At 67.9% G+C, this 21,148-nt stretch carries 11 protein-coding genes; 4 read left to right on the forward strand and 7 right to left on the reverse strand.

What is annotated here, in order from left to right; genetic code table 11:
- Window positions 1-4 precede the first annotated feature (4 nt).
- From OEB96_RS41040 to OEB96_RS41055, 4 genes are all read right to left on the reverse strand, one after another.
- Window positions 5-2,023 (reverse strand): hybrid sensor histidine kinase/response regulator, encoded by a 2,019-nt coding sequence (locus OEB96_RS41040; RefSeq protein ID WP_266222395.1) that lies wholly within the window; start codon window positions 2,021-2,023, stop codon window positions 5-7.
- Window positions 2,020-4,326 (reverse strand): ATP-binding protein, encoded by a 2,307-nt coding sequence (locus OEB96_RS41045; RefSeq protein ID WP_266222396.1) that lies wholly within the window; start codon window positions 4,324-4,326, stop codon window positions 2,020-2,022. The genes OEB96_RS41040 and OEB96_RS41045 overlap by 4 nt, the downstream gene beginning before the upstream one ends.
- The gene (locus tag OEB96_RS41050) at window positions 4,323-4,928 is read right to left on the reverse strand and encodes a biliverdin-producing heme oxygenase (RefSeq protein WP_266222397.1); all 606 of its coding nucleotides are present in this window, start codon (window positions 4,926-4,928) and stop codon (window positions 4,323-4,325) included. Before OEB96_RS41050 ends, OEB96_RS41045 begins: the two co-directional genes overlap by 4 nt.
- Before the next feature lie 265 nt (window positions 4,929-5,193).
- The gene (locus OEB96_RS41055; protein WP_266222398.1) at window positions 5,194-6,183 is read right to left on the reverse strand and encodes a helix-turn-helix transcriptional regulator; all 990 of its coding nucleotides are present in this window, start codon (window positions 6,181-6,183) and stop codon (window positions 5,194-5,196) included.
- Window positions 6,184-6,443: 260 nt separating this feature from the next.
- On the opposite strand from OEB96_RS41055, the gene OEB96_RS41060 reads away from it, so the two are divergent.
- The 4 genes from OEB96_RS41060 (at window position 6,444) to OEB96_RS41075 (ending at window position 16,425) form a co-directional block, all read left to right on the forward strand.
- Window positions 6,444-7,346 (forward strand): MYXO-CTERM sorting domain-containing protein, encoded by a 903-nt coding sequence (locus OEB96_RS41060; RefSeq protein ID WP_266222399.1) that lies wholly within the window; start codon window positions 6,444-6,446, stop codon window positions 7,344-7,346.
- A 232-nt stretch (window positions 7,347-7,578) separates the two neighbouring features.
- Entirely contained in the window at window positions 7,579-9,300 is a 1,722-nt protein-coding gene (locus OEB96_RS41065) for an ATP-binding response regulator (protein ID WP_266222400.1), read from the forward strand.
- A 31-nt stretch (window positions 9,301-9,331) separates the two neighbouring features.
- Complete coding sequence (locus OEB96_RS41070; RefSeq protein WP_266222401.1) at window positions 9,332-15,592, forward strand: HAMP domain-containing protein; 6,261 nt, start codon at window positions 9,332-9,334, stop codon at window positions 15,590-15,592.
- Window positions 15,589-16,425 (forward strand): CheR family methyltransferase, encoded by an 837-nt coding sequence (locus OEB96_RS41075; RefSeq protein ID WP_266222402.1) that lies wholly within the window; start codon window positions 15,589-15,591, stop codon window positions 16,423-16,425. Before OEB96_RS41070 ends, OEB96_RS41075 begins: the two co-directional genes overlap by 4 nt.
- A gap of 1 nt (window position 16,426) precedes the next feature.
- Here OEB96_RS41075 and OEB96_RS41080 read toward each other — a convergent pair whose 3' ends face one another.
- From OEB96_RS41080 to OEB96_RS41090, 3 genes are all read right to left on the reverse strand, one after another.
- Complete coding sequence (locus OEB96_RS41080; RefSeq protein WP_266222403.1) at window positions 16,427-17,053, reverse strand: RNA polymerase sigma factor; 627 nt, start codon at window positions 17,051-17,053, stop codon at window positions 16,427-16,429.
- Window positions 17,034-19,985, reverse strand: a complete 2,952-nt coding sequence (locus OEB96_RS41085; RefSeq protein WP_266222404.1) for a serine/threonine-protein kinase — start codon at window positions 19,983-19,985, stop codon at window positions 17,034-17,036. The genes OEB96_RS41080 and OEB96_RS41085 overlap by 20 nt, the downstream gene beginning before the upstream one ends.
- An 88-nt stretch (window positions 19,986-20,073) precedes the next feature.
- A complete protein-coding gene (locus tag OEB96_RS41090; RefSeq protein ID WP_266222405.1) occupies window positions 20,074-21,105 on the reverse strand; it encodes a tectonin domain-containing protein in 1,032 nt (343 codons plus the stop codon).
- Between the last annotated feature and the right edge of the window lie 43 nt (window positions 21,106-21,148).

The raw sequence follows: 21,148 nt of genomic DNA on the forward strand, positions 1-21,148 counted from the left end.
TGCACTACGAGTCCTTCGGTGCGACTCGTGCGAACACCTCGAGCACCGTCGCAACGTCGACCGGCTTGGTCAGGTGGAGATCGAACCCAGCGTCCGTGCACCGGCGCTTGTCGTCGGCGTTGCCCCAGCCGGTCAACGCCACCAGCACGACGTCGGCGGTCCGGGGATCCTCGCGCATGCGTCGGGCGACCTCGAAGCCATCCATCTCGGGCATGCCGAGGTCGAGGAACACCACGTCGGGACGCCACGACCGCAGCGCCAGCGCGTCGGCCCCGCTGTGCGCCGCCCTCGGCTCGTGTCCCCTGAGCTTCAGGAGCATGCACAGCATCTCGGCCGCATCGACGTTGTCGTCGACCACCAACACGCGCAGGTCGGGGCCCGCACCCCGCTCGCGAGGCGGGCCGACGGCATCCGTGGTCTCTGCCCCCTCGCGGGATCCGAGTGGAAGGCGCACGGTGAAGGTGCTGCCGCGACCGAGGCCGGGGCTCTCGGCCTCGATCGAGCCGCCGTGGAGTCGGACGAGCTTGCGAATGAGCGACAGCCCGATCCCGAGGCCCCCCGCCGTCTGGTGGGGCAACGACTGGACCCGCGCGAACAGATCGAACACCCGAGGCAATGTCTCGGCCGCGATGCCGATGCCGTCGTCGGCCACGCGAATGACCACCTGGTCGCCCTCCACCTCGACCGAGAGCTCGATGCAGCCGCCCTCGGGGGTGTACTTGGTCGCATTGTTGAGCAGGTTGCCGACCACCTGTGCGAGGCGGGTGAGATCGCCGTCGACCCATAGCGGCTCCTCGGGGACGCGCACGACGAGCCGCTGCCCTCGCGCCTCGACGAGCCGCCCGTTGGTCTCGATGGCGTGCTCGACGATGGTGCGCACCATCAACCGCTGGAGCCGCAGCTCCACCACTCCGCGGCTGATCCGAGCGACGTCGAGCAAGTCGTCGACCATCCGGATGAGGTGCTCGAGCTGTCGCGCCATCATACCTCGAATCCGCATCGACTCGCCGTCGAGACCTCGCTCGCGCAGGAGATCGAGCCCGGTGCGAATGGGGGCAAGCGGGTTGCGAAGCTCGTGGGCCAAGGTCGCGAGGAACTCGTCCTTGTGCCGATCGGCCTGCTCGAGCGCATGCTCGGCCTGCTTGAGATCATCGACGTTGGCCGCGACCCCGAACCAGCGCGCCACCGCACCACCCGCGTCGCGGATCGGGCGTACCCGCAGCTTGAACCACTCGTGGACGCCGTCGGCCCTGCGTACCCGGCACTCCATCGCGAACGGCTCCGCCCGCTCGAGCGCCGACTGCCACGCCTCGAGCACCCGAGCTCGATCGTCCGGGTGGACGACCGTCAACCATCCGCGACCCAGCAGCTCGACCGCCGGCACGCCCGTGAAGTCTCCCCACTGCTGGTTGACGTAGTCGCATGCACCATCGGGTGCATTGGTGAACACCATCCCCGGGATCGACTCGAGCATCTGGCGATAGAAGGTCTGCCGATCGCGAAGCTCCCGCGCCATGCGATGGCGCTCGGCGGCGTTGTCGAGTGCCCGCGTCACGCTGTCGGGCGTCATCCAGCCCTTGCCGAGGAAGTCCTGAGCCCCGGCCCGGATCATGGCTCGACCGATCGCTCCCTCCTCGGTGAGGACCACCACCGGACACACACAGCCGCCGTCGGAACCCACGAGCGCGGCCAGCACCTCGGGGGCATCGGCGTCGGGCAGGTGGAAGTCGAGCACCAGACAATCGGGCGGTCCACCGGGGCCGTGGAGCACGGCCTCTACCGTGGCCATCGCGGTCTCGACGTCGAGCAGCTCGTACCGCCGATCCGATCCCCGCAGCAGCATGCGGCGGATCTCCGCCCGTGCCTCCGGGTCGTCGTCGGCCACCAACACGCGAAACGGTCCCCTGGCGCCGCGCTTCACCCCTCCCGACCCGCTGGGCGCCACCGCAGGGCGTTCACGCCGCAGGCTCCGCAACGACGCACACGTCCTGCTCGGCGAGCGGAGCGGCAGCATCGAGCTCATGTGCCGCCCTCCTCGACCGGCAGTGTGAAGTACACGGTGGTGCCCCGACCCGGAGCAGAGTCGAGCCAGATCCGCCCACCGTGCCGGGCAACGATCCTCGCGATGACGGTCAGCCCGGCGCCCGCTCCTCCTCCGTACTCCTCGCGACCATGCAGCCGCCGAAACATCCCGAACACCCGCTCGTGGTGCTCGGGGGCGATGCCGATGCCGTTGTCGCGCACGTAGTAGATCGCGTGCCCGGCCGACCCCTCCGGGCAGCCGGGGCGCGGGTGGTCCTCGCCGGGAGCGATGACCCCGAGCTCCACGCGCTTGCGAGCCTCGCGGTTGTAGGTGAGGGCATTCGACATCAGGCCGACGAGCACGTCGCGGACCCGACCGCGATCGCACCGTGCGCTACCCAGGGGCCGAGGAACCACCAGCTCGACCTCGCCGTCGAACCGCCCCGGGTCCACCATCTCGACCGCTTCGGCCAGGACCTCGTCGAGACTCACGTCCTCGATCCGAAGGCTCACCCGTGCCATCCGAGAGAGGGTGAGCAGCGAGTCGAGCAGGCTATCCATGCGCCGCGTGAGCCGAACGAGCGCATCGAGCCTGCGGCGGTGCTCGTCATCGAGCACCGCCGCCTCCTCCAGCAGTTGATGGGCGTAGGAGCGAATGCTGCGCACCGGCTCGCGGAGATCGTGCTGGGTCGCATGGCTGAACATGCGCAGCTCGTCGTGGCCAACGACCAATTCCATGACCAACACCCGCAGCCGGGCGGCAGCCTCCACCTCGACCGGCTGCCACGGCAAGGAGCGCTGGTGAACCGACTCGCGAAACAGCTCGAAGCTGGCCCGCGGGGTGAGCCTTGGTCCGTGCGGCCCGACCACGGTGGGCTTGTCGTGAGGGTTGCCGCCCCAGTCCACCGTGTGGATCGTCTCGGGTCGAAACCACACCATCATGCTCTGCTGCGCATGGGACAGGGGAAGGGCCAGCACCCCGCTGGCCCTGTCGGCGAACGCGGCCCCCGCCGGATACTCCCGCGCGAGGGAGTCGGTGACGTAGATCGGACGCACGGGGGCACGCCACTGCGTACGAGTACGCAGCCAGTCGGCCAGCTCGTCGAGCTCGGTCGCGGTGGGGGTGTTGCCGACCGTCCACCACCGGCCACCATGGCACAGCGCGGCACCGCCCGCACCGAGCCCTTCGAGCAAGGCCGGGGCATCCCGCAGCAAGGCGGTCGGATCTCCCGCCGCGGCCGCCCGTCCCACGAGCTCGTTGTGCTTGATCTCCATCTGCATCCGACGCGCCATCCGGTCGCGCTCGGCGACCCACTGGAGCTGGAGGGACGCGACCTGGGCGACGATCTCGCAAGCAGCCCGCAGCGCATACGGCACCCGCGCGGCGTGCTCGTAGTGATGGCAGGCAATGAGCCCCCACAGGCGCCCCTCTTCGCGCAGCGACATGGTCAGGCTGGCCGTGACCCTCATGTTGCGGAGGTACTCCGTGTACATGATCGACGCCCCCCGCAGGGCACAGTGCGTCAGGTCGAGCGGTGCGCCGGTCTCGGGGTCGAGCAGCGGACGGATCTCCGCGAGCGGAGCGCTCACATCGAGCACGGGACGCACCCAGATCCTCTCGAAGATCCTGCGAGCGGGGCGAGGAATGTCGTCGGATGGGTAGTGCAGTCCCTTCCACGCGGGAAGCTCGGCTCGCTTGTCCTCGGCGACGACCTCGCCATGGTCGTCGTGGTGGAACTTGTAGACCATCACGCGATCGAGCCCGGTCAGCGCGCGCACGTCACGACAGATGACGTCGCACAGCTCCGCGAGCGTCCGGGTCGCGCGAAGCCTCGCGGTCGTCGTCCTCACCAGCGCGTAGTAGTCTGGCTCTCCCTCCTCGCGGGGTGCGCTGGGCTCGAGCTCGAGGATGACCACGCCGTCGATCGTGTGGGCGGTGAGCTCGAGCGGTGGCCGCTCACGACTGGCGGGCAGCGTCATCACCCGCAGCGGATTGCGATCGGTCGGCTCGGAGGCCAGGAACCCCCGAAGCCGGTCCTCGGCCTCCACCCCGATGGCTGCGGCCACTCCTCCTCCGAGGAGCTCGTCGGGTGCCGCACCGAGGAGTGTCTCCGTGTTCTCGCTGGCCTGAACGATGATCCGATCGGCCGGGCGCAGGACGAGCAGCACCCCGTGCCCCTGGATGCACCCCGGCGTGTGCACCGGCTCGCGATCGCAGTTGGTGATGGTGACGCCGTGACGCTTGATGCTGTACGGCTGGCCGTCCCACGGCAGCCTCCCCTCGGTAGAGCTCGGGTCACTCATGCGACGACCCCCTGCCCTCCGCGTGCGGCCAGCACATGCCCGGACTCGCACCACGACCGCAGCGCCCGAAACGTGGCGATCGCAGCCGCCACGATCTCGTCGGGCGACTCGCTGACCTCGGCATGAGCCGCGAGCGCGGCACGAAACTCCCGCCACATCGCCCCCGTGCGCGCCCCGTAGCCGTGAAAGAACCGACCACCTGTCCGTGGCGTCACTCCGAGCGAGCGATGGAGGTGGCGGCTGATGATGCGACCGCCGAGCGTCGACCCCTCGAGCACGTAGAGGCAGCCGAAGCGCTCCTCGGTCGTGTCGAGCCGGGGGATCTCGGTACACGTCCGCCAGTACCGCTCGTCGATCCCGAGTGCCACGAGGTCGGACTCGAGCAGCGGAGTCTTGCGCCGCTCTCGTAGGTCGAGCCCCGGCACGGACACCAGCCGCTCCTCGACCGCTCGGTGGAAGCCGTGGAGCTGCACGAGGCGGTGGCAGTAGCGCGCCAGCGTGAGGGTGTCACCGGTCAGCTCGGCCAGCGTACGCTCGATGGCGTCGTGCTCGACTCTGGTCTCGCGCTCGAGCCGAGCTCGGATGTCGGCCTCTGCCTGCATGGTGTTCGCCTCCTCGTGCCACGGTCGTTCCCGATTCCAGCATGGGCACACGGACGTATGCGATGGCAATCGGGCATACCGCCACGAGACCGATGCCGCACGATCTTCCGCCCCATCGGCATCCGAGTCGTGCCCGGTCGAGGGCCGGCGATGGCGCGGTCTTCATGCCGGCCGACCGCTCCACCGGGCCCGGCGAGCAGCACTTCCCTCATCGCGCCTTCCTCTGCGTCCGCAGGGGGTGCGACGACGCGATGGCGGTCCAATCCTAGTTCGCGCGTTCGCTCTGCCGAAGGCTGCGGAACTGCCGTGGTCCCAGCCCGGTCCAGCGTCGGAACGCGCGATGGAAGTGTGCGGAATCCGAGTAGCCCAGCTCCTGGGCAATGGCGCTGATCGAGCGACTGCCCCGGGCGAGTCGTTCCATGGCCATCGTGCGTCTCACTTCGCCCATGATGCGAGAGTGGGTGGTGCCTGCGTCGCTCAGACGTCGCTGGAACGAACGAACGCTCATGCCCATGATCTTGCTGAGCCCCTCCAGGGTGAGATCGCCCGAGGGCAGCAAGGTTCGAAGCACCCGCGACGTTGCTTCGACGAGGTCGAGGTGATCGAGGGGAGGCTCGTCCTGGAGGCCGGGCTCGAGCGCAGGGACGACGACGGTTGGGGCGTGCAGCAAGGAGCCCGGGAGCGGGAGCCCCAGGAGCGGCATCCCGTAGCGAATCCGAGGAATGCGCCAGAAGGCATGATCCTCGGGAATGGGAGCGGTCTGCAGCCACAGCTCATCGGGAGTCCACTCGGGGCCAGCCCAGTGGCGGATGATCGCCAGCAGCATCTGGGCATGGAATCGCTCGGCGTGGGTCCGCAGCAACGCGTTGCCCGAGAACCGACCGTGGCAGATCCAAAGCGCCTCACCGCGACGCTCGAGGAAGATGCTCGCCCCGGAGATCTCCGAGAGGATCGCCGACGGGAGCATGGAGATTGCATCGAGCAGCGAGGGGGCCGAGCTCAGGCGGTGTCCGAACGAGCCGAGATCCAACAGCGTTCGAGGGGCTGCGGTCCACCCCAGGGCAAAGCCGGTCCCGCGGAGCGCGTGCTGCGTGAGCACCTCGAGCAGGCAGAGCGGAAGCAGGTCTTCGGGTGCATCGAGGACGGATGGGGGCGTTCCAATGCGGCGCAGCAGGGATTCGGCATCGCCTCCCAGCTGCTCGTAGGCGCGGGCGTGATCGCGCATGTAGCGCACTCGGACGAGCGGAATCGTCATCGCCTGTCTCCGGGGGCGGTGGCCCCGCTGGCGGTATAGAAAGCGCCATCGAAATTGCTGGCCGGAGTCCGAAGAAATTTCGAAAAAGGAGTGCAGCACCACCCGCCGAGCAACTGGAGAACCCCTTGTGAAAAAAGTCGCACCGAGGTGAATCCGGATGCGGCTGCGCGCGACTACCCCCTCACGACGACACGATCGGCCTTCGCTGATGAGAAGGTCGCCGGCCGTCGCCCCAACCTGGATTGATTGGAGCTGATGACATGATGGTATGGCCGAAGGCGAGCGCGCTGATGCTCGCGCTAAGTGGATCGTGCGTGGTGGGGATGGTGGGGCTCGTGCCCCAGGCGGCGCGGGCCGGGATTCCGGAGTGTGGGAACATCCGAATCGAGGCCGATGCCCAGTGCCGCCTGGAGGTGGGCGGGGAGTGTGGCGCCAAGTGCAGCCTGGGGATCCATGAGAAGGCCTGTGCGACCCACCAGTACCATTCTTGCAAGGAGACCTGCGTGCTGCCACCCGAGCCCGAGTGTACCGACGAGTGCACGGTGAGCTGCGCCGATCAGTGCGAGGTGGGGATCGAGGTGGTCTGCCACGCCAGCTGCTTCCCCGAGTGCGTCGACGAGTGCGCGGCGTCGTGCGAGCTGTCGGACGACAGCATTCAGTGCCGTGCGTCGTGCGAGGCCACCTGCGACGGGGAGTGCGATCACCAGTGCGCGCAGCTACCGGTCGACGCCAGCTGCTACAGCCACTGCCTCGAGTGCTGCGGAGGCTCGTGCAGCGCCTCGGCCAACATGGACTGCCAGGTCACCTGCCAGGACGAGACCTGGGAGGAGTGCGAGTACGAGTTCCGGGCCTCGTGCGAGGCCTCGTGCGACGTGGAGGGCGCGCTGTTCTGCGACGGCCAGCTCATCATCGCGGGGGCGGAGCTGCAGGCCTGCGTGGGGGCGCTGGTCGAGCGGGGGATCGAGCTGCTCGGGATCGAGGACGAGGTGGAAGAGATCCAGGAGGAGCTCGAGGAAGACATCGAGGAGTGGGAGGAAGACATCGACGAGTCGCTCGATCCATTGATGAACTGCTCGTGTCGCAGCGACGAAGGCGGGCGCTCGACCGGCTGGGCGGTGCTGGGACTCCTGGGGCTCTTGGGACTGCACCGGCGCTCGCGGTGACCGTCAACATTGGCGGTGAGCACACATCGGAGTTCTTGTCGGGCCGCCAGCCGCGCCGGCAAGTGTGCTCACATGAATGGCGGCTGGGCACGATCTTCATTGATTCCGGGCTACGACCATGCTGAGCATTGCGTAGGTGTAACAACGATCCGTGCGACGCAAACGACCGATCGGCGGTCGGTCGTTCCACACCAGCATGATTCCGGCGGACGCTTTGGGGTAGCGTCGAGCAATGGATGGGCACAGGGGAGACTCGGTCGGGGAGATTCTCGTCATCGACGATACTCCGGAGAATCTCGTCGCGATCGAGGCCGCTCTCGATGGCCTGGGCGATGGGGTGGTACTGGTTACGTCGGGACAAGATGGTCTACGCCAGTTGTTGGAGCGTGACTTCGCCCTGATATTGCTCGACGTGAAGATGCCGACGATGGACGGCCTGGAGACGGCTCGAATGGTGCGCCAGCGGGAGCGCACGCGTCACGTCCCCATCATCTTCCTCACGGCCTACGATCGCACCGACGAGGACGTGCTCGAGGCCTATCACCTGGGTGCGGTGGACTTCCTGTTCAAGCCGATCAGTCCCGAGGTCTTGCGGGCCAAGGCGTCGGTGTTCGTCGAGCTGCAGCGCAGGACCGCCGAGGTCGCTCGGCAGGCGCTGCTCATCAGTGAGCACGAGCGGGTGGTTCGGGAGCAAGCCCTGACGGACCTGCGTCAGAAGATGGAGGCCGAGGCACTGCGTCGACGCCTCACCGAGCAGCGCAAGCACGCGCAGGTCCTCACCTACAAGAACCTGGAGCTCGAGCAGATCCGGCTGCAGCTCGAGCGGAGCAATGCACGCCTTGCCGAGGACGACCGCCGCAAGGACGAGTTCATCGCCGTGCTCGCGCATGAGCTCCGCAATCCCCTGGCTGCGATCATGTCGGGGATCGAGCTCCTGCAGGGTAGCCCCTCGCCCGAGCTGATCTCGGCGCTGCGGCCGATTCTCGCGCGCCAGGGAGGCCACCTGCTCCACCTGGTCGACGACCTGCTCGACATGTCGCGGATCACCTCGGGCAAGCTCGAGTTGCGCCAGCAACCCGTGCGCGTGTCGGACATCGTCGAGGGAGCGGTCGGGCTTGCGATGCCGGACATCGACGCCAAGCGACACTCGTTCGTCGTCGACTGCCGCTGTCCAGATGCGTGCGTTCGGGGCGATCCGGTGCGGCTGGTCCAGATCATCGCCAACCTGCTGAGCAACGCGGCTCGCTACACCGACCAGGGTGGCCATGTGTGGCTGAGCGTCCGCAACGACCGGGAGAGCGGACGGATCCAGCTCGTGGTGAAGGACGACGGCCATGGCATGAGCGCGGAGTTGATTCCGCGCGTGTTCGACATGTTCGTTCAGGCCGACGCCAAGGGTGGCGGGCTCGGCATAGGCCTGACGCTGGTGCGACGCCTGGTGGACATGCACGGGGGCGAGATCCGAGTCCACAGCGATGGTCCGGGGCTCGGCACCGAGGTTGAGATCTGGCTCCCCGAGTCCTGGGCGGAGGCATCGGGCAAGAGGCCGACCGGGCGCGACGAGCCACGCGTACCGGTGGAGTCGCACGGTCTTCGAGTGGCGCTGATCGACGATCACACGGACGTGCGCGAGCTGACGCGCTCGGTGCTCGAGAACTGGGGGCACCTCGTGTTCGAGGCCAGCAACGGGAGCGATGGGGTCGCGCTGGTGATGAACGAGCGCCCCGACGTCGCCATCATCGACATCGGACTACCCGACATCGAGGGGTACGAGGTGGCCCGCCGCCTGCGAGAGCGACTGGGCCGAGCCGAGTGCCCTCGCCTGATCGCGATGACCGGGTTCAGTCAGAAGCGCGATCGGGATCGAGCCCGCGAGGCGGGCTTCGACGTTCACCTGAGCAAGCCCGCCGAGTTCTCGGATCTCCGAGCGGCGATGTTCGAGACCCACGACTGAGCGCCACCGCGCATCGAGTACGGAGGAGTCAATGACCAGTACGACCCTGAGCGGAAGCAAGAGCCGGGTTGGCCGACGTGTGCGGGCACATCAGGCCGCCGAGTCGCTGCAGCGTAGAACCCTGCTGGCGGCGCTGCGGGCCTACCAGCGCGGCGACTTCAGCGTGCGGCTGCCCGATGATCTCGACGGCATCGATGGCCAGATCTGCGCCGTGTTCAACGACATCGCTCAAGCCAGCGCACGGCTCGGTGACGACGCCAGCGCGCTGGCGGTGGCGGTGGTCGAGGAGGGACGCACCAGGCAAAGGCTGCGCAAGAACGGTCTACGTGGGTCCTGGGGGACGCTGATCGATGCCAACAACGCCATGCTCGACGGGCTCACGTTGCACATGAGCGAGATCTCGCGCGTGGTCAAGTCGGTCGCCGACGGAAACCTGCGCGAGCGCATGGACGAGGTCGGGGCCGATCTGCCGGTTCGAGGGCAGTTCCTGCGCGACGCGCGAGTGGTCAACAACATGGTCGACGAGCTCGCCGCGTTCAACTCGGAGCTGACCCGCGTGGCGATGGAAGTGGGTGTGGAAGGAAAGCTCGGCGCCCAGGCCAAGGTCCGTGGTGTGCGTGGCTCGTGGAAGGAAATGGCCGACGCCGTCAACCTGATGGCCAGCAGCCTCACCGGGCAGGTGCGAGAGATCGCTCGGGTGACCACGGCGGTCGCCCAGGGCGATCTCACCAAGACCATCAACATCGAGGTCCGCGGCGAGATCCTGCAGCTCAAGAACACCATCAACACGATGGTGGATCAGCTGGGGTCGTTTGCCGACGAGGTCACCCGGGTGGCGCGCGAGGTGGGTAGCGAGGGCATCCTGGGCGGCCAGGCCCGCGTGCGCGGGGTATCGGGGGTATGGCGTGAGCTGACCGAGAACGTCAATGGAATGGCGAAGAACCTGACCGATCAGGTGCGCAACATCGCCGAGGTCTCGGCCGCGATCGCCGGAGGCGACCTGGGCAAGAAGATCACCGTCGACGCGCGCGGCGAGATCCTCGAGCTCAAGAACACGATCAACACGATGGTGGACCAGCTGGGGTCGTTCGCCGACGAGGTGACCCGCGTGGCGCGCGAGGTGGGCACCGACGGGGTGCTGGGGGGCGAAGCCGAGGTCAGCGGGGTATCGGGGGTCTGGCGCGAGCTGACCGAGAACGTCAACGGGATGGCGAAGAACCTGACCGATCAGGTGCGCAACATCGCCGAGGTCATCACTGCCATCGCCGAGGGAGACCTGAGCCGCAAGATCACCGTCGACGCACGCGGAGAGATCCTGGCGCTCAAGAAGACCATCAACACCACGGTGGACAAGCTCAACAGCTTCTCGGCCGAGGTGACCCGGGTGGCACGCCTGGTGGGCACCGAGGGCACGCTGGGCGTGCAGGCCGACGTCCGCGACGTGTCGGGGATCTGGAAGGAGCTGACCGACAACGTCAACCAGATGGGCCGCAACCTCACCGATCAGGTGCGCGACATCGCGGCCGTCACCACGGCGGTGGCCAACGGTGACCTGAGCAAGAAGATCACGGTGGAGGTCAAGGGCGAGATCCTGGCGCTCAAGAACACGATCAACGCCATGGTGGATCAGCTGGGATCGTTCGCGGACGAGGTCACACGCATGGCCCGCGAGGTGGGCACCGACGGGGTGCTGGGCGGGCAGGCGGTGGTGCGGGGGGTGTCCGGGATCTGGGAGGAGCTGACCGACAACGTCAACAACATGGCCGACAACCTGACCAACCAGGTTCGAAACATCGCCGAGGTGGCGCGGGCGGTGGCGGCGGGTGACCTGTCGCGGAAGATCTCGGTCGACGCGCGCGGCGAGGTCCAGGACCTCAAGGAGACCATCAACGCGATGGTCGATCAGCTCAACGCCTTCGGAGCCGAGGTCACGCGGGTGGCCCGTGACGTGGGCGTGGAAGGCAAGCTGGGCGGCCAGGCCCGGGTGGAGGGTGTACGCGGCAGCTGGAAGGAGCTGACCGACAACGTCAACATGATGGCGAACAACCTCACCACGCAGGTGCGCGACATCGCCGAGGTGACCACCGCGGTGGCCAAGGGTGATCTCACCCGCAAGATCGTGGTCGACGCGCGCGGCGAGATCCTGGAGCTCAAGAACACGATCAACACGATGGTGGATCAGCTGGGGTCGTTCGCCGACGAGGTGACGCGGCTGGCCAGCGAGGTGGGCATCGAGGGCAAGCTGGGCGGCCAGGCCGACGTGCGCGGGGCATCGGGGACGTGGCGCGACCTCACGGGGGCGGTCAACTCGATGGCCAACAACCTGACCGCACAGGTCCGCAACATCTCGCAGGTTGCCACCGCGATTGCACAGGGCGATCTGCAGAAGAAGATCATCGTCGATGCGCGCGGCGAGATCCTGGAGCTCAAGAACACGATCAACACGATGGTGGACCAGCTGTCCTCGTTCGCCGAGCAGGTGACCCGGGTGGCGCGCGAGGTGGGCACCGAGGGCAAGCTGGGCGGGCAGGCCTCGGTGGAAGGCGTGCGTGGGATCTGGAAGGAGCTGACCGACAACGTCAACCTGATGGCGTCCAACCTCACCGACCAGGTACGCGACATCGCGGAGGTGACCACGGCGGTGGCCAACGGCAACCTCTCGCGGAAGATCACGGTGGAGGTGCGAGGCGAGATCCTCGAGCTCAAGAACACCGTCAACATCATGGTGGACCAGCTCTCGGCCTTCGCCGACGAGGTGACCCAGGTGGCGCGTGACGTGGGTGTGGAGGGCAAGCTGGGCGGGCAGGCCGAGGTACGCGGCGTCTCGGGGATCTGGAAGGAGCTGACGGACAACGTCAACTTGATGGCGTCCAACCTCACCGACCAGGTGCGCGACATCGCGGAGGTGACCACGGCGGTGGCCAACGGCAACCTGTCGCGGAAGATCACGGTGGAGGTGCGAGGCGAGATCCTCGAGCTCAAGAACACCGTCAACACGATGGTGGATCAGCTGTCGGCATTCGCGGCCGAGGTGACTCGCGTTGCGCGCGAGGTGGGTACCGAGGGCATCCTCGGCGGGCAGGCCGAGGTGCGGGGGGTCTCGGGAATCTGGAAGGAGCTGACGGACAATGTCAACGTGATGGCACGCAACCTCACCGAGCAGGTCCGCGGGATTGCGCGGGTCGTGACGGCGGTGGCCAACGGCAACCTGAGGCAGCGGCTGCAGCTCGATGCCAAGGGCGAGATCGCGACCCTCGTGGACACCATCAACGACATGACGGGCACGCTGTCGACGTTCGCCGACCAGGTGACCAACGTGGCGCGTGCGGTGGGCGTGGAGGGCATCCTCGGCGGACAGGCGGATGTCCCGGGGGCGGCCGGGATCTGGCGCGATCTCACCAACAACGTCAACGAGCTGGCCGGAAACCTCACCCGCCAGGTCCGTGCGATCGGAGACGTGGCGACGGCGGTGACCAAGGGCGACCTGACCCAGTCGATCTCGGTAGAGGCCCGCGGCGAGGTGGCGACGCTCAAGGACAACCTCAACCAGATGATCCGCGCGCTGGCCGAGACCACGCGCGTCAACCAGGAGCAGGACTGGCTCAAGACCAACCTCACCCGCTTCACCCGCATGCTGCAAGGCCAGCGCGACCTGCTGTCGGTGGCGCGACAGGTGCTGTCGGAGCTCGCACCCACGGTGGGGGCGCAGCACGGCGTGTTCTACGTGACCCAGCAGGGCGAGGGCGACGTGGTGCTCGAGCTGTTCGCCTCGTATGCGTACAAGGAGCGCAAGCTCATGACCAACCGCTTCTCGCTGGGCGAGGGGCTGGTGGGGCAGGCCGCGCTCGAGCGCCAGCGCATCCTGGTGACCGACGTTCCCGACGACTACATCCGCATCAACTCGGCGCTCGGCGAGGCGGCGCCCAAGAACCTGGCGGTGGTACCCATCCTGTTCGAGGACGAGGTCAAGGGGGTGATCGAGCTGGCATCGTTCCAGGAGTTCTCCGCCATCCAGCTCGCGTTCCTCGAGCAGCTGCTCGAGAGCCTCGGGATCGTGGTGGCCACCATCGAGGCTCAGATGCGCACCGACGAGCTCTTGCGCCAGTCGCAGAGCCTGGCCGAGGAGCTACAGACCCAGCAGGAGGAGCTCCAGCAGACCAACGAAGAGCTCGAGGAGAAGGCCCGGCAGCTCACGGCACAGAAGACCGAGGTGGAGCGCAAGAACCACGACGTGGAGTTCGCCCGGCAGGAGCTGGAGGACAAGGCCGAGCAGCTCGCGCTGACCTCGAAGTACAAGTCGGAGTTCCTGGCCAACATGTCACACGAGCTGCGCACGCCGCTCAACAGCCTGCTCATCCTGAGCAAGCAGCTCGCGGACAACCGCGAGGGCAACCTGCAGCCCAAGCAGGTCGAGTATGCAGAGACGATCTACTCGGCCGGCGCCGATCTGCTGGGCCTCATCAACGAGGTCCTCGATCTGGCCAAGATCGAGTCGGGGACGATCGCGATCGACGTGGGCGAGGTCAAGCTGGCCGAGCTCGAGTCGTATGTGGATCGTACGTTCGCGCAGGTGGCCAAGGAGAAGGACCTGCGCTTCGAGGTGGTGCTCGACCAAGCGCTGCCGCCCAGCATCGTCACCGACGACAAGCGGCTCAAGCAGGTGCTGCGCAACCTGCTGTCGAACGCATTCAAGTTCACCGATCGAGGCGGTGTGACGCTCGAGATCCGCGCAGCGAGCAGCGGGTGCATCGACTTCGCGGTGACCGACACGGGCATCGGGATCCGGCCCAACCAGCAGCGACTCATCTTCGAGGCATTCCAGCAGGCCGACGGCGGGGCCAGCCGCAAGTACGGGGGGACCGGGCTCGGGCTGTCGATCAGCCGGGAGATCGCGTCGTTGCTCGGAGGCACGCTCGGGGTGAACAGCAAGGTGGGCGAGGGCAGCACGTTCACGCTGCGGCTGCCCTTCGAGTACCGCAGGGCGGACGCGCGACCACCGGTGACGAGCGCCCGCGGGAGCGGGAGCGCGCTGCCCGGGCCGCGGATTGCCTCCGAGCGGCAACTGGCGGTCCTCCCGCGGGCCGTGGCCGATGATCGATCCTCGCTCGAGCTCGGGGATCGGGTGCTGCTCATCATCGAGGACGACGAGTCCTTCGCCCACACCATCCTCGAGCTGGCCCGAGAGGCGGACTTTCGTGTGGTGGTCGCGACCAGCGGCGAGGAAGGGCTGATGCTGGCAAGCGAGCTCGGGCCGGCCGCGATCACCCTCGAGCTGCACCTGTCCGACATGGACGGTTGGGTGGTGCTCGATCGGCTCAAGCACGATCCGCGGACCCGGCACATTCCCGTGCACGTGATCTCCGCGACGTCGGCCAGGCAGCGCAGCCTCGAGTACGGTGCACTCGCGTACATGTCCAAGCCGGCGACGACCGAGCAGCTTGCCGCGGCGCTCGAACAGATCCGTAGCTTCATCGATCGCGAAGTGAAGTCGCTGATCATCGTTGGGGGCGATCGCACTCAGCGTGATGCCATCGTCGAGTTGGTGGGCAACGGCGACGTCGAGCACGTGGTGGTGGAGAGCACGGAGGAGGCCATGCGGGCCCTCGATACGGCCACGTTCGACTGCATGGTGCTCGACCTGGGACTGCAGGACCGGCGCGGCTTCGAGCTCCTCGAGAGCCTGCAGCGGAGCTCCGAGCTGCGTCGCCTGCCGATCCTGGTCTACGGCGAGGAGGCCTTGTCCGCGGACGAGCAGGCCAGGCTGCGTCGGCTCGGCGAGAACCTCCTGGTCAGGGACGTACGCTCACCGGAGCGCTTGCTCGATGAGACCTCGCTGTTCCTCCACCGGGTCCAGGAGCGGCTGCCGGAGAAGAAGCGTGAGATCTTGCGTCGCCTGGCCTACCAGGATCCCGTGCTGTCGGGCCGCAAGGTGTTGGTCGTGGACGACGATGTGCGCAACATCTTCGCCATCACCACCGTGCTCGAACAGTATGATATGAGGGTCAGCTACGCCGAGAACGGCGTGGATGCGCTGGCGAAGCTCCAGCAAGACGACGAGGTGGATCTGGTGCTGATGGACATCATGATGCCGGAGATGGATGGCTACGAGGCGTCGCGCCGCATCCGCGGCCTGCCACGGCTGAGCCGCCTGCCCATCATCGCGCTGACCGCAAAGGCAATGAAGGGCGATCGCGAGAAGTGCATACGGGCCGGTGCATCCGACTACATCACCAAGCCCGTGGATCCCGATCAACTGATCTCACTGCTCCGTGTTTGGCTGTATCGACGATGATCGAGATGGTCGACCAGGAGCTGGAGCCGCTCGAGCTCGAGCTGTTCCTCAACGGGGTGTTCCGCCGCTACGGCTACGACTTCCGCAATTACGCCCGTCGATCGCTGAGCCGCCGGGTCCGGCGCGCGGTGGTACGTGAGGACCTGACTTCGATCTCGGCGCTGCTGGCCAGGGTGCTGCGTGATCCGGCGTGCATGGCCCGCCTGGTGGAGGATCTCGCGGTGCACGTGACCGCGATGTTCCGGGATCCCGAGTTCCATCGCGGCGTGCGAGAGCGAGTGATCCCGATGCTGCGTACTCGTCCGTTCATCCGGGTCTGGCACGCTGGCTGCTCGACGGGGGAGGAGGTCTACTCGTTGGCCATCGTGCTACACGAGGAAGGACTCTACGAGCGCAGTCGCCTGTACGCCACCGACATCTGCGAAGGTGCGCTCGAGCGAGCCTCGCGCGGGATGTTCCCGCTGCACACGATGCGCGAGAACACCCGGAACTACCTGCGCGCGGGTGGGCGATGCGACTTCTCCTCGTACTACACGGCAGGTGAGCAGCAGACGGTATTCCGCCGCTTCCTGCGCGAGAACATGGTGTTCTCCCAGCACAATCTGGTGTCGGACCCCCCATTCAACGAGTTCGATCTGATTCTGTGCCGCAACGTGCTCATCTACTTCGATGCAGGTCTCCGCAGCCGCGTCCATCGGTTGCTGTACGACAGCCTGACCGAGACGGGCATCCTCGGTCTGGGCACCGGAGAGGCGCTGGAGGCCGAGTTGGAGGGTCGCTACTCCCAGCTGGCGACGGAGCATCGTCTGTTCGTCAAGGTGCCGTCGTCGTAGCTCAGCGCGGGCGTCCGAGCTGCTCGCGTAGCTCGGACGCCCAGCGCTCGAGGCCGCCCACGGTGCTCTCGAGCTGCTGGGGCGAGTCGGCGAGCCGGGCGAGCTGCTGCTCGAGCAGCTTGCGCCCCTTGAACAGCTGGGTCTTGATGGTGCCCTCGGGTCGGTCGACGATCACCGCGATCTCACGGACCTTGAGCTGCTCCCAGTAGTACAGCTCGACGACCAGCTGGAGCTCGACGGGAAGGGCTCGCAGGGCCTCGAGCAGCAGTCGGTGCTCGTGCCGGCTGCCGAGCAGCGTGGTCATCGAGGGCTGCAGGTCGCCCACGGTGGTCAGCTCGGGAGCGAAGCGCTCCTCGTTGCGGACCTTGGTGCGCAGGTGATGGAGCAGCTGATTGCGGGCGATGGCGAACAGCAGCGTGCGAAAGCTGGCCTCACCGCGAAACCGCGGCAGCCCCTCGAGACAGCCCAGGAAGGTCGCCTGCACCAGATCGCCGCAATCGAGGCCGACCTTGTTGACGAAGAACCGGGCCAGCGCTTCGTAGTAGCGCTCGAACAGCGCGGCGCCAGCCGGTGCATCACCTTCGCGCCAGCGCGCGAGCAGGGACTCGTCATCGCTCGGCTGGCCCACGGGTTCCAGGATACACCGAGCCCGGCGGGGCGTGCTCGCGGAGCCAGTCGTCGAGCTCGGCGAGCGTACGGGCCATGGTCGTGGTGTTGGTGGAGCCAGCGTCGAGGTAGCCCTCGCGAGCCAGCCTGGCCAGCTCGAGGGCCCGTGTCGGATCCTCCGCATGGAGGGCTCGGGCGAGGGCAAAGCGGGTCTGGGCCAGCTCGCTGGCCGCGACCTTGCTGGCGACTCGGATGGCAAGCGCGCGCTCGAGCGCGGCGAGGGCCCGCGCCCGCGCGCCCAGACCGATCAATGCCTCGCTCCACAGCTGGAGCACGCTCGCCACCACCGGATGCTCGGGCCCCAACGATGTCTCGAGCACGTGCATGGCCCGCTCGAAGCACTGCGAAGCCTGCTCGTGATCCCCCTCGGCCAGGGCCACGCTCCCCAGGTTGGTGAGGGCCACGCCCACGCTGTAGTGCTCGGGCCCGAGGGTTGCCTGGTAGATGGCGCTCGCTCGCTCGAGGTGGTCTCGCGCCTCGTCGAGCGTGCCCTGGGTCTGGGCCAGCACGCCGAGGCTGGTGAGCGAGTCGGCCACGCGCGGATGGGTGGGCCCCAGCGTGCGCTCGCGGATCTCCAGCGCGCGCTCGTTGAGCGCACGGGCGTGCTCGTAGCGACCCTGGTTCTTGAGCACCACCGCCAGGTTGTGCTGAGCCAGGGCCACCCGAGTATTGGAGGGGCCGAACGCTCGTTCGTAGATGGCCAGCGCTCGCTCGTGGTAGGCGCGTGCCTCGTCCAGCTGGCCCAGCGAGTCCATCACGTTGCCGAGGTTGGTCAGGGACTGTCCAACCTCGGGGTGATCCGAGCCCAGGGCGTGCTCGAGGAGCTCGTACGCGGTCTTCATGCGCGTGTGGGCTTGGTCGTGGCGACCGGCGAGGGCCTCGGCATTGCCGAGGTTGGCCAAGGCCTTGGCCACCGCCAGGGGGTTGGCTTCGCGCGTGTGCTCGCGTAGCGCGAGCGATTGCTCGAAGCGCTCGCGCGCCTGGTCGTAGTTGCCCTCCGACAGCGCGAGCAGGCCCACGGCATTGGCATGGACGTCGAGGGCCTCGGTGGTCCCGAGCGCGCGCGCGAGGGGGTCGGAGTAACGCGCCCATACCCCTGCTTGCTCGTGGCGCTCGAGGGAGTGGCCGAGCAGCGCCACCAGGTCCGCGGCCGCAGTGGCGGCCTCGGGGGTCAGGCGCTGGGGCTCGCCCACGGCGAGATCGAACGCCCGGCTCAGCGCATGCTCGGCGGCCTCGTAGTCGGCCAGCCTCCACTGGATCGAGCCCAGTCGCAGCCACGTTCGCGCGAGGAGCCGGGGATGACCGAGGGCCTCGGCCTCGGTGGCAATCGCCTCGACCTGCGCGAGGGCTTCATCGTACTTGCCGGCGCGCTGCTGCGCCTGGGCCTGGGCGAGCCGTCGCTCGAGCGCGGTGATCCGGTCGGCCACGGCGGGATCCTCCGGCGGGAGGCTACGGGTGGCCAGCGCATCGGCATCGGCACAGGGGTCGAGGACGGGGAGCGCGGTCACCAGCTCGATCGCCTTCTCCACCACGGTGGAATCGGCGCTCGCGAGCGTATCGACGGTGGCGCGCAGGTGCACGAGCCGCTCGTCGTAGCACGCCATGCGCAGATCGAGCCGCTCGCCCGATTGCTCACCACGCCGGGTGGCTCGGCAGGCCTCGGTTCGAGCGGTGGTCCAGTGCTCGGCATAGTCGTCGAGGCGTCGTTCCACCAGCTCCCAGGTGCGGGGGGCGTAGCCGAGCTCGGTCCCCGTGATCGCGGCCTGGACCTCGGCCCTTCGCGATCGATCCCACACCCCGACCAGCGGAGCCTGCATGTCCGCACAGGCTTGGTCTTCGGGGGGAGCGGTCGCGAGCACGCCCCACAGGCTGCTGCCGAGCACCGCGATCACCCCGAGCGCCGCCCATCGCTTGCGGCGCTCGTGCGCGGGGTCGCTGGCGAGCCGGTCGAGCAGCGCGCCCATCGAGGGCCATCGCCGGTCGGGATCGCAGGCGAGCCCGCGCGCGACCGCTTGGTGCAGCCACCGCGGCACCTCGGAGTGAGAGGGGGGAGGATCGACCGCACCGCGCTCGATTGCACGGGCGAGGTCGGAGAGCGTGTCGCCCGAGAACGGGCGCTGGCCGTAGAGCCCCTCCCAGAGCGCCACGCAGAAGTTGTACTGGTCGCTGCGAGCATCGATCGCATCACCGCGGAGCTGCTCCGGGCTCATGTAGGCCGGCGTGCCCACCCAGGCCCCGGTCACGGTAAGCTCCAGGCTCGATGCGCTCGCCTCGGGACCCTCGCCGGGGGCTCCGAGCGTCTCGGTTCGCGCGACGCCGAAGTCCATCACCAGCACTCGCCCGTCATCGGTGAGCATCGCGTTGTCGGGCTTGAAATCGCGGTGGACGAGGCCCGCGGCGTGAACGGCCGCCAGCCCGCGTGCGGCCGCGGTGAACACCGAGAGCACGGATCGCCACGGTCGTTGCTCGTGCTCGAGCCAGGTACGGACCGTGATGCCCTCGACCAGCTCCATCGCGATGAAGGTCTGGCCGTCGTGCTCGCCGACGTCGTAGATCCGGACCACGCCGGGGTGGGTCACCCGAGCCATCGTCCGGGCCTCGCGAATCAGGCGCTGGCGAAGGGTGGGATCGGTCCGACCGCGGAGCACCTTGAGCGCCACGTTCCGACGAAGCTGCTCGTCATGGGCCGCGTGGACCACTCCCATGCCGCCGGTTCCGAGCACCTCCCCGAGCACGTAGCGGCCCATGCGTCGGGGCTCGGTCCGGGCTCCGAACATCGACGCCATGAGTTCGCGCTTCTGGGCCTGGAGGACCGGATGGGCGGCGATGTCGTCGCCGAGCGTGGCCATCCCCGCGGGTCGTGTCGTGCCGGGCTGGGAGGCGGATGGCTTCACGATCGTCCTGGGGCGTGGGCGATGGTAGCGGCTGGGCCGGCGAGGGCGGAAGCCGTCGCTCCGCCCTCGTCGCCATGCACACGATCCGCTAGCACTGGAACGGGCCGTCGGACACCCAGATCGCACCCGACTCGCCGAGCACCCAGACCACGCCGTCGGGACTCACGCCGATGGACGTGCCGCGCAGACCCGGCTGATTGACGAACGTCCAGCCGCCACCATCGTCGAAGTACACCCGATGGCCATCGGGGTCATGGGGCCCGCCCACGATCCACACCGTGCCGTCCTCCTCCACGGCGACGTCGACGGCGGTGACGTCGGGCTGGTACTCCCAGCTCAGGTTGGTCTGGTTGCCGTTGGGCGTCGCGCGGTAGAGCGCATGGGTCTCGTCCACGATCCACACCGAGTCGCGATCGGGCTCCACCGCGATCCTGGTGCCGCGACCATTGGTGAGCTTCCAGCTCGTGCCGTCGAGGAAGTAGACGCCGTAGCCCTCGTCGGTGGGATCCTTCTTGTTGTAGCCGATGACCCACACGTCGTCCTCGTCGTCGCCGACCGCGATGTCGCGCCCGAGCCCGGTCTGCAGGGTCCAGTCGTTGGCGGCGGTCGACCACTTGTAGAGCTTGCCCGACTCGTTGACGACCCACGCGATGCCGCTCTCGTGCGCGCCGACCCGAACGGCCGCGCCGGGTCGAAGCTGCCAGCTCCCGCCGGGCCGGTCGTAGATCTTGTAGCCCTGGGCGCCGGGGAAGGGCGAGGCCCAGCCGATGCCCCAGGTGCCCCCGGCATGGGGGGCGACGTCGCGGAGCTGGCCATAGACGTCGACGAACTCGGTGCACGAGGCCATGGCGTGATGCTCGGTGATCTCGGTGAGTTCGGTGAGTTCGTCGAGGACCTCGAAGTCCCGCTCCGGGATCGGCACGAAGTCCTCGTCGACGTCGAGGCCGAGGGACGCGGGTCCGTCATCGATACCGGGCTCGTCGCCGACGTCGGTCTCTCCGTCGGACTCACCGTCCGGGTCGTACGCGTGGTCGATGTCGCATGCGCTCGTCGAGCCGAGGGCAGCGAGCGTGAGCAGCGTGAGGAAGGCACGGGGGGATTCGAGCTTGACTGGGTTCATGGGGGTCTCCTCTTGCTTCGAGGCTTGGTGTGCGCTCGAAGGG

The sequence above is a fragment of the Paraliomyxa miuraensis genome, assembly GCF_026337845.1.
Classification (GTDB): domain Bacteria; phylum Myxococcota_A; class Polyangia; order Nannocystales; family Nannocystaceae; genus Paraliomyxa; species Paraliomyxa miuraensis.

Coding starts and splice junctions, on each gene's coding strand:
- OEB96_RS41050 (WP_266222397.1), bottom strand. CDS start 4,928: ATGCAGGCAGAGGCCGACATCCGAGCTCGGCTCGAGCGCGAGACCAGA.
- OEB96_RS41045 (WP_266222396.1), bottom strand. CDS start 4,326: ATGAGTGACCCGAGCTCTACCGAGGGGAGGCTGCCGTGGGACGGCCAG.
- OEB96_RS41065 (WP_266222400.1), top strand. CDS start 7,579: ATGGATGGGCACAGGGGAGACTCGGTCGGGGAGATTCTCGTCATCGAC.
- OEB96_RS41075 (WP_266222402.1), top strand. CDS start 15,589: ATGATCGAGATGGTCGACCAGGAGCTGGAGCCGCTCGAGCTCGAGCTG.
- OEB96_RS41055 (WP_266222398.1), bottom strand. CDS start 6,183: ATGACGATTCCGCTCGTCCGAGTGCGCTACATGCGCGATCACGCCCGC.
- OEB96_RS41070 (WP_266222401.1), top strand. CDS start 9,332: ATGACCAGTACGACCCTGAGCGGAAGCAAGAGCCGGGTTGGCCGACGT.
- OEB96_RS41090 (WP_266222405.1), bottom strand. CDS start 21,105: ATGAACCCAGTCAAGCTCGAATCCCCCCGTGCCTTCCTCACGCTGCTC.
- OEB96_RS41040 (WP_266222395.1), bottom strand. CDS start 2,023: ATGAGCTCGATGCTGCCGCTCCGCTCGCCGAGCAGGACGTGTGCGTCG.
- OEB96_RS41060 (WP_266222399.1), top strand. CDS start 6,444: ATGATGGTATGGCCGAAGGCGAGCGCGCTGATGCTCGCGCTAAGTGGA.